Source organism: Microbacterium sp. C448 (assembly GCF_000582705.2).
GTDB lineage: Bacteria > Actinomycetota > Actinomycetes > Actinomycetales > Microbacteriaceae > Microbacterium > Microbacterium lacus_A.
Genome location: NZ_HG779611.1, coordinates 1 through 9,156, shown reverse-complemented (window position 1 = coordinate 9,156; position 9,156 = coordinate 1). Strand labels below are relative to the sequence as shown.

The 9,156-nt window shown below is 68.6% G+C and carries 9 protein-coding genes; 3 read left to right on the top strand and 6 right to left on the bottom strand.

Going from position 1 to position 9,156, the window contains the following annotated elements:
• The 3 genes from metG to rsmI form a co-directional block, all read right to left on the bottom strand.
• Positions 1 to 1,350 (bottom strand): methionine--tRNA ligase (gene metG, locus MIC448_RS02640; protein ID WP_036295675.1); only part of this gene is annotated, 1,350 nt, incomplete at its 3' end.
• A 78-nt stretch (positions 1,351 to 1,428) separates the two neighbouring features.
• Complete coding sequence (locus MIC448_RS02635; RefSeq protein WP_036295673.1) at positions 1,429 to 2,022, bottom strand: hypothetical protein; 594 nt, start codon at positions 2,020 to 2,022, stop codon at positions 1,429 to 1,431.
• Positions 2,023 to 2,032: 10 nt separating this feature from the next.
• On the bottom strand, positions 2,033 to 2,920 hold the full coding sequence (gene rsmI / locus MIC448_RS02630; RefSeq protein WP_081766145.1) for a 16S rRNA (cytidine(1402)-2'-O)-methyltransferase: 888 nt from the start codon (positions 2,918 to 2,920) through the stop codon (positions 2,033 to 2,035).
• 169 nt (positions 2,921 to 3,089) lie between these two features.
• Between rsmI and MIC448_RS02625 the strand changes: the two genes are divergently transcribed.
• From MIC448_RS02625 to MIC448_RS02615, 3 genes are all read left to right on the top strand, one after another.
• Entirely contained in the window at positions 3,090 to 4,685 is a 1,596-nt protein-coding gene (locus MIC448_RS02625) for a dolichyl-phosphate-mannose--protein mannosyltransferase (protein ID WP_232711571.1), read from the top strand.
• Between the two features lie 109 nt (positions 4,686 to 4,794).
• Complete coding sequence (locus tag MIC448_RS02620; protein ID WP_036295670.1) at positions 4,795 to 5,130, top strand: hypothetical protein; 336 nt, start codon at positions 4,795 to 4,797, stop codon at positions 5,128 to 5,130.
• A gap of 97 nt (positions 5,131 to 5,227) precedes the next feature.
• The gene (locus MIC448_RS02615) at positions 5,228 to 5,674 is read left to right on the top strand and encodes a MarR family transcriptional regulator (RefSeq protein WP_051513009.1); all 447 of its coding nucleotides are present in this window, start codon (positions 5,228 to 5,230) and stop codon (positions 5,672 to 5,674) included.
• Positions 5,675 to 5,680: 6 nt separating this feature from the next.
• Here the strand turns inward: MIC448_RS02615 and MIC448_RS02610 are convergent, their stop codons facing one another.
• The 3 genes from MIC448_RS02610 to MIC448_RS02600 all read right to left on the bottom strand — a co-directional run.
• The gene (locus MIC448_RS02610) at positions 5,681 to 7,522 is read right to left on the bottom strand and encodes a thioredoxin domain-containing protein (RefSeq protein ID WP_036295667.1); all 1,842 of its coding nucleotides are present in this window, start codon (positions 7,520 to 7,522) and stop codon (positions 5,681 to 5,683) included.
• A 5-nt stretch (positions 7,523 to 7,527) separates the two neighbouring features.
• Positions 7,528 to 8,364, bottom strand: coding sequence for an aldo/keto reductase (locus tag MIC448_RS02605; RefSeq protein WP_036295664.1), 837 nt, complete (start codon positions 8,362 to 8,364; stop codon positions 7,528 to 7,530).
• A gap of 48 nt (positions 8,365 to 8,412) precedes the next feature.
• A partial coding sequence (locus tag MIC448_RS02600; RefSeq protein WP_036295659.1) for a hypothetical protein occupies positions 8,413 to 9,156 on the bottom strand: 744 nt, incomplete at its 5' end.

Genomic DNA, 9,156 nt, shown 5'->3' with positions numbered 1-9,156 from the left:
GCCGAGGCGTCCGCGCTGGGCGTCATCCTTGGCCAGGGCCCAGGGCTGGTTCTCCGTGATGTAAAGGTTCAGAGCGTCAACGATCGTCCAGATCGCGGCGATCGCCTCGTCGATGCGGAACCGGTCGATCGCGGCGTCGGCTGTGGCCGCGGCATCCGCGACGATCTTCTGCACCGCCACGTCAGCCTCGGTGTACTCCCCCGGCGGCGGCACGATGCCCTCGTAGTACTTCTCGATCATCGCGATCGAGCGCGAAGCGAGGTTGCCGAACCCATTGGCGAGTTCGGCCTGATAGCGGGCCGACAGGTCCTCCCACGAGAACGAGCCGTCCTGCCCGAACGCGATCGCCGAGAGAAAGTAGAAGCGATAGGCATCGGAACCGAAGACATCCGTGATCTCGGTCGGCGCGATGCCCGTCAGCTTCGACTTCGACATCTTCTCGCCGCCGACGAGCAGCCAACCGTGCGCGAACACGCCGCGCGGCACGTCGAGCCCGGCCGCCATCAACATGGCGGGCCAGATCACCGCGTGGAACCGCAGGATGTCTTTCCCGACCACGTGGTACGCCGGCCAGCGGCGCTCGAACGTCTCGGGATCGGCGCCGTAGCCGACCGCGGTGGCGTAGTTGAGGAGGGCGTCGACCCACACGTAGATCACGTGGGAGGCATCCCACGGCACCTCGATGCCCCAGTCGAACGTCGACCGCGAGATCGAGAGATCCTTCAGGCCGCTGCGCACGAACGAGATGACCTCGTTGCGCGCGGACTCGGGGCGCACGAAGTCGGGCTCATCGCGGTACAGCTCGAGCAGCCGATCGGCGAACTCGCTGAGCTTGAAGAAGTAGTTCTTCTCCTGCAGCAGTTCGAGCGGCTTCGAGTGGATGACGCAGACCTTGAGCCCCTCGAACGGGCCGGTGCCGTCGACGATCTCGGACTCGGGCTTGAACTCTTCGCAGCCCACGCAATACAGCGCCTCGTACTCGCCCGCGTAGATGTAGCCACGGTCGTAGATCGCCTGCAAGAAAGTCTGCACGCGGGTCTCGTGGCGCTCCTGCGTCGTGCGGATGAAGTCGTCGTTCTCGATGTCGAGGGTCTTCAGCACGGGGAACCACGACTCGGTGACGAGCTTGTCCACCCACTCCTGCGGGGTGGCGTTGTTCGCCGACGCCGCGCGGATCATTTTCTGACCGTGCTCGTCGGTTCCCGTGAGCATCCAGGTGTCATCGCCGGCCTGACGGTGCCAGCGCGCGAGGGCGTCGACCGCCACCGTCGTGTACCCGTGCCCGATGTGGGGCACGTCGCTGGGGTAGTAGATGGGGGTGGTGATGTAGAACGAACGGCCGGAAGTCACCCGTCGATTCTAGGCGGGACGGATGCGCCGGCTCCGCGGTGTGACGAATGCCCGGGGCGGCGGACCCCGCCGCGGCGCTCAGCCCGTGAGAGCCGTGAGCGCACGCTCGGCGATCGCGACCGCCCTCGCGGGTTCGACCGCCGCGACCACTGCGATCCACACGTCATCGACGAAGACGTAGACGACCTCGTGAATGGCTATCTCGTCGGTGTACGTCGAGGTGAAGGCAAGCTCTCCCCCGATCGTGGTCTCGGTGTAGAGGGTCGATGTCCGCAGGCCGTCGGTGAGGGCCGTCTGAGCCTCCGCGCTCGTGCGCGAGACGAACAGCGGCAGCGACCCCTCCCAGACATCGACGATCCACCACATGCAGTCGCGGCGTTCGTCGGCGCCCTGGGCCGTCTCGCGAGCGAGCGGACCGGGCAGCGCCTCCAGCGAGGGCGGGGTCGGGGCGAGGTATTGTTCCTGGCCCGTCAGCTCGCTGAGCTCGGTATCGCTCAGCACGTCGCCGCAGTCGTCGGGCACCGCGATCGCCGCCTCGGGCGGGGTTGGCGACACGGAAGCGGATGCCTCGGCGGACGACCGTCCCCGGTCTGTCTCGTCGGGCTCCGGGACGCATCCGGCCAGGAGCAGTCCGACGATCAGAAGGAGGGCGACCCCACCGCGGCGGCTCATGCCCGCAACGCTACTTCGGCTGTGCGCCGGACCCCGGCTTTGCGTCGGGCTCCGACTTCGCGTCGGACTTGGGCTGTGCGTCGGACTTTGCCGCGAGCGCCGCCTGATACAGCTCGCGCGAGGCGTGTCCGGTCGCCGCGGCGACCTCGGTGCAGGCATCCTTCATCCGTCCGCCCGCGGCGACGAGCTCGAGCACCTGGGCGACGGCTTCCGCAAGTGGCGGCCGGGCGTTCGATGCCCCGCCGACCACGATGACGCATTCGCCGCGCACGCCGCCCTCGGCCCACGCGGCGAGTTCGGCGAGTCCGCCGCGCTTGATCTCTTCGTACATCTTCGTCAGTTCGCGGCACACGGCCGCGGGGCGGTCGGCGCCGAAGACACCGGCCATATCGGCGAGGGTCGCGGCGATCCGGGACGGGGCCTCGAAGAACACCATCGTGCGCGGTTCCCGCGCCAGCGCGGTGAAGGCCGAGCGGCGCTCACCCTGCTTGCGCCCCGGGAACCCCTCGAAGGTGAAGCGGTCGGTCGGCAGTCCCGCCACGGCGAGCGCCGTGAGTACCGCGCTCGGACCGGGAAGCGCGGTGACGATCACGCCGCGGGCCGCCGCCTCGGCGACCAGGCCGAAGCCCGGGTCGCTGACCGTCGGCATCCCCGCGTCGCTCAGCACGAGCACGTCCTGCTCGGCCGCGAGGTCGATGATCTCGGCGGCGCGCTGCTTCTCGTTGTGGTCGTGCAACGCGATCAGCCTCGGGCGGTTCGTGATTCCGAGACCCGCGAGCAGGCGCTGGGTGGTGCGGGTGTCTTCGGCCGCGATGACGGTGGAGGCCTCGAGCGTTTCGACCAGACGACGTGAGGCATCCCCGAGGTTGCCGATCGGGGTCGCGGCGAGGATCAGCATGCGGTCAGTTTCGCACCCTTACTCGGCACACCCGTAAATCTGAAAGGAACCACGACCCCAGAAGGGCCCGACACGCCGCGTTCGCGGGCCGTCGACCCCCTTCGTTCCTTTCAGATGTACGCAGCCCCGTCGCGCCAGAGCTCACAGCCGGCGCCCATAGGCTTGTCGCGTGCAGCCGGCCAGCGACCTCGACCCCGAACGCACCGGCCCCATCCCGACCGACCCCCTGCTGCCCCTCGCGCGCCCCACGGTTTTCGAGCGTCTGAGGCTCTGGCTCCAGACCCGACCCGTAGTAGGTGGGCTCTGGCATTGGCTCGCACCCACCCTCGTCACCCTGCTCGCGGCGGTGCTGCGCCTGTTCAACCTGGGACATCCGCACGCTCTCGTCTTCGACGAGACGTATTACGCGAAGGATGCCTGGACCCTCTCGCAACTCGGCTACGAGTCGAAGTGGCCCGACGGAGCCGACGAAGCGTTCCTCTCCGGCGACACGATGGGCTTTCTCACCGACGGTAGTTTCGTCGTGCATCCCCCGCTCGGCAAGTGGCTGATCGCACTCGGCTACGGAATCTTCGGCGCGGACACCGCGTGGGGCTGGCGCTTTGCGGCCGCGCTCGCGGGCACCGCGGCCGTGCTGGTGCTGATCCTCATCGCCCGCCGGCTGACCGGTTCGACCGTCTGGGCATGCATCGCCGGACTCCTGCTCGCCGTGGATGGGCTCGGGATCGTCCTCGGCCGCGTCGCCCTGCTCGATGGCTTCCTGATGCTCTTCGTGCTGCTGGCGTTCTGGTTCGTCCTGATCGACCACGACAGGATGCAGGCCCGCATCGCCCTCGCAGCATCCGGCGACGACCCACCGACGTGGGGCCCCGTGATGTGGGCGCGTCCGTGGATCCTCGCCGCGGGCGCCGCTCTCGGTGCCGCGACCGCGGTGAAATGGTCGGGCCTTTACGTCCTGGCGGCCCTCGGCATCTACCTTGTTGTGACCGATTCCCTGGCACGACGGCGTGCGGGGATCCGGCGCTGGCTTCCGGATGCCGCACTCCGGCAGGGACCCGCGACGTTCCTCCTCTTCGTGCCGGTGGCGGCCCTCGTCTACCTGACGACGTGGACCGGTTGGCTCGTCACCCCGGGCGGCTACGACCGCGGTTCGGACGCGAATCCCTTCCTCGCACTCTGGAACTATCACCAGGCGATCTACAACTTCCACGTCGGATTGACCAGCGGTCACTCGTACGCCTCGCCCGCGTGGCAGTGGCCGCTCCTGCTGCGCCCGACATCGATGTACTGGCAGAAGACCGACGCGGGCGTCGACGAATGCGACATGGCCGGCGGGTGCGTGCAGGCGATTTCGAGCATCCCGAACCCCCTGATCTGGTACGCGGGAGTCGCGGCGATCGTGTTCCTGGCCGTGCGTTTGATCTGGCCGGGGGCCGGGCGTTCACGGGACTGGCGGGTGGCGTTCGTGCTCACGGGCGTTGCGGCTACCTATGTGCCGTGGCTGCTCTACCCCGAGCGGACGATTTTCCAGTTCTACACGATCGTGATCGTGCCGTTCCTGATCCTCGCCCTCGTGCTGTCGTTGCGCCGGATCGCCGGGCCATCGGATGCGCCGACCGACCGTCGCACGAGCGGTCAGGGCGCCGTCGCGGCATTCCTGCTCGTGGCCGTTGCGGTCTCGGTGTTCTGGTATCCGCTCTGGACAGCAATCGAAGTGCCGTACGAGTTCTGGCGTTTGCACAACTGGATGTTCAGCTGGATCTGACCCGCGTGTCGGATCCAGCCTCTCGCGCGGATTTAGGTAACTTGCCTAGTAACTATCCGTTCTATGCACTCCGTTAGATGCACCGTGCATGTGCGCTCCGGGAGGGTCGATGGCACTCGTCGAACCGCCCATCGCGCCGTCACGGATGCGAACGGTCTGGGTATCGGTCGGGCCGGGTCTGATCGCCGGCAACCGTGGCGGCAACTTTCTGGGCTGCATCGACGAGGTGCTCGGGGGCTTTGTCGCGACGGATGCGCGGGGTGAGCCCGTGGGTCGCTATCTCGAACTCAGCGATGCGAAGGCGGCACTCGGACGCCGCTCGAGCGACGCGCTTCTGCGCCGCAAGCCGCGAATGGCACGTCTGGGTTTGACAGCCGCGACCGGCATGGGCGTCGTCGCGCTGGGGGTCGCGCTCGCGGCCGTCGCCCTGACGACTTTCCGCTAGTCCATCTAGTCTCTCGTTTATTTAGCTAAATCTAAAAGCTAATCTGTCGTAGGCTGTGGGGCTCACGCGCTCGTCAATCACCGAGAGGGGCCCCGACGTGTCCGCCGACACCCGCATCGACCCGCTCGACGCGCTCCTCGCCCTCGAGGCGGCATTGGCGACCGAGGAACGCGATTTGCGTGGTGTCCTGAACCTGGGCGCCAATGACATCGTCGTCCTCCGCTTGCTACTCGCTGCCGAGCAGGCCGACGCGCTCGTGCGTCCGAGCGAGATCAGCCGCACGCTCGCGATCTCCACCGCAGCGACGACGGCGCTCATCGATCGACTCGAGACCCGCGGATACCTGGCACGCCGACCCCACGAATCCGACCGTCGCAGCATCCGTGTCACGGCCACCATCCCGGATGACTCCCCGATTCGCGCCGCGTTCGCCACCTCACGCGCGCACCGCGCCGACGCTCTCGACGGCCTGCTGCCCGAGCAAAGCGATGCCGTCGCTTCGGCATTCCGCCGGCTCAGCAGCGCGATCGCGCCGGGCGAATAGGGCTTCTCAGCCCGAGATGTCCCGAGGGTCCGTCGTGGGAAGTCGACAGACGAATGCCCGACAGTCGTACGCGGTCGGTCGTCCGTCGCGTGGCGCCTTACCCTCGAACAACGAGAACCCCGCGCCCGCGAACTGCGCGGCTCGATGCGTCGGCACGATCGCCACGACGTCGGCAGAGGCGGCGCGTGCCGCACGAGCGAGCGGGTCGTCCGCATCATCCGAAACAACGACGATCTGTCGCGGGGCCGCCGCCAGGCCCACCGCGATGGCGAGCAGTGCACCGTAACCCAGCGGCCGACCGAGCGCCTCGGCACCCCGTGAGGCGACGATCCCGGATGCGCGGGCGCGATACTCCTCGCCCGCCCCGAGCAGCCAGAGGTCCAGGCATGCTCCCGCGATGGCCGCGTCGCCCGAGGGCTCGTCGCCGTCCGAACCTTCGCCCGCCGCGGTGATCCCCTGAGCCGCGAGCACCGGGTCACCGCCGCCGGGCGCACGCACCGCGCGCGTTTCGGGCTCGACGCACAGATCGACGAGGGTTCGCGCCGCCACGGCGTACGCCGGCTCGGCCGCCGCGATCGAGAGCGCCAGCAGTCCCGATGCGAACTGGCCGTAGTCGGCCAGCACGGCCGGAGCACGCGACGGGATCTCGTCGAGCGAAGCACGCACGAGCGAGCCGTCGGGGCGCAGGTTGTTCTGAATCACGTCCTCGGCCGCGCGCGCCGCCGCCTCGATCCAGCTCGGCTTATCGAGCCGGGCTCCGGAACGGGCGAGCGCACCGATGGCCAGGCCGTTCCAGCCCGTGACAACCTTCCCGTCGACGGCGGGTGGCGACAGGTGTTCCCTGCCCACGGCATCCTGTGCGTAGTAACCGCCCTCGCTCCGCTGTCCCTCGATCACGGACTCGGAGTCCTGGGCCGCACCAAAGCCACCGGATTCCTGTTGCAGCACATCGATCAGAAACGCGGCGATTCCCGCGGCCACGTCCTCCTCGCCCGCTCGGACGGACGCATCGAGCAGCTGCGCGTTGTCTGTCAGCATGCGCTCGTAGTGCGGTACGGACCAGTCCCGGCGGGTCGCATACCGGAAGAATCCACCCTCAACCGCATCACGCAGGGGCGATGCCGCCATCGTCTGGACGGTGCGCGCGGCGAGCGCTGCCGCCTCGGGCGCGACCTGCCCCAGGCCCGGCGCCTGCAGGAATCGAAGCACCGTCGCGATCGGAAACTTCGGGGCGTCGACCGCGCCGCCGGAAATGAAGCCCCCGTACGCCGGATCCTCCGCCCCGGCGACCGCGCGCGCAGCACCGGCGAGATCCTCGAGCGTCGGGAGCGACCCGGCGCCACTCTGCGCCGCGGCGCGCAGGGCCTCGGCGATCGCCTCCGCGGTCCCGTCGACCTCGTCCCGCCGCTCGGTCCACGCCTCACGGACCGCCGTCAGCACATCGCGGAACGCCGGAACCGGCGGCCGCGCCTCGGGCGGATAGTACGTGCCCGCGTAGAAGGGGACGCCGGTCGGGGTCGCGAAGACGGTCATCGGCCAGCCCAGGTGCGGCGTGAATGCCGCGGCCGCGGAGAGATAGGTGGCGTCGACATCCGGATGCTCTTCACGATCCACCTTGATGGCGACGAAACCGTCGTTCAGTTGCGCCGCGATCGCCTCGTCCGAGAACGACTCCCGAGCCATGACGTGGCACCAGTGGCACGTGGAGTAGCCGATGGACACGAGAACGGGCACATCCCGCCGCGCCGCCTCGGCGAAAGCCTCGGGCCCCCAGGGGTACCACGCGACCGGATTGCCCGCGTGCGCGCGCAGGTAGGGGCTGCGTGCGTCGTCGAGGCGAGAGGTCATCGGCGTTAGTTGACGTCGTTCGGGTGCGCGCTGACGCGACCCGAACCATCGCCTGCGTCCAGCGCGTCGATCGCGGCCATCTCGGCATCCGAGAGCGCGAAGTCGAAGATGTCGGCGTTCTCGCGCAGCCGTTCGGAACGCACCGACTTCGGGAAGACGATGAATCCCTTCTGAATGTGCCAGCGCAGCACGACCTGGGCGGGCGTCTTCTCGTGAGCGACGGATGCCTCGTGCACCGGCTCGAGTCCGAACAGGTCGTACTTGCCCTGTCCGAGCGGGCCCCAGGCCTCGATGTGCATGTCGTTCTGCTGGCCCCACGCGACGATCTCGCGCTGTTGGTGTGCCGGGTGCAACTCGATCTGGTTGACGGCGGGAACCTCACCGGTCTCGGCGACGATGCGGTCGAGGTGCGCGATCTCGAAGTTCGAAACCCCGATCGAGCGCGACAGCCCGGCATCGCGCAGCTCGATGAGCTTCGCCCACGCGTGGACGTAGTTGTCGGCGGCGGGTGTGGGCCAGTGCACGAGGTACAGGTCGACGTGCTCGAGACCGAGCTTGTCGAGGCTCTCGCGGATCGCGGCGTTCGGCTCGTCACCGTCGTGGCGGTCGTTCCAGAGCTTCGTCGTGATGAAGAGCTCATCGCGCGGGATACCGCTGGCCGCGATCGCGGTACCGACGCCCTCTTCGTTGCCGTAGATCGCTGCGGTGTCGATGTGACGGTATCCGATCGACAGCGCCTCGGAGACCGCTCGCTGGGTGTCGCCCGCGGGAACCTTGAAGACCCCATAACCGAGCTGCGGGATGTCGTGGCCGGAACGGAGAGTGAGGGTGGGAATCGTCATCGCCCCAGCCTAGGGAGCACGCCGTGCCGGCGGGCCGGGCTTGACAGATCATGTCGGGGCCGAGGCATCCGCTCGCGCGGGCCCGAGCGGCAACGGAGCTCTCAGCCCATAGATGTGGACGGCACCCGGGCCACCCGAGAAGAACGTGTCCAGCGTCGGTGGGGCGACGACCGGCACCACCGTCACGAGGTCATCCGCAAAGCGGGCGAGCTCGGCATCCGTCGCGCTCGGCGAACGTCCGTCATCCCCGACCGCCGCACTCACGACGCCCGCGAGCTGGGTATGCGCCCGGTACCGCGGGTTCGCGGGATCGATGTAGTTGCCGTACGCGCTTCGCACTCCGAAGACCGAGCCCGAACCGGTCGGCAAGATGCTGTCGCCGACCGCGAGCTGACCGTCGACGTTGAACGCGTACCCGCCCGCGACCGCGGCGACCGCTCCGGGCGAAAGCGCAGCGCCGCACGAGGGGACGATCTGCAGGTCGATGCCGCCATCACCGCGGGGCCAGCGTGTGCGCGACATCGCGCCCCGCAGGCGAGCGTCGGCGTGATCGAGGCAGATCTCGACCGCGATGTCGGTGGCGATGTCCGGGGCAGAGCCATCCGTCGCCCCGAGCCGCAGAATCGCGTGTGCATCGAACGGGTCGCGCTTGAGATCGCCCGCCGAGAGGTCGACGTACGGGTGTGCGGACATCTGCTCGGTCACAACGTCTTCACGCCCCGTGACGTCCCACAGCACGAGATCCTCGGCCGAGTCGAAGACCTTGTCGGTTGTAGCGGCGTGAGCCGCGAA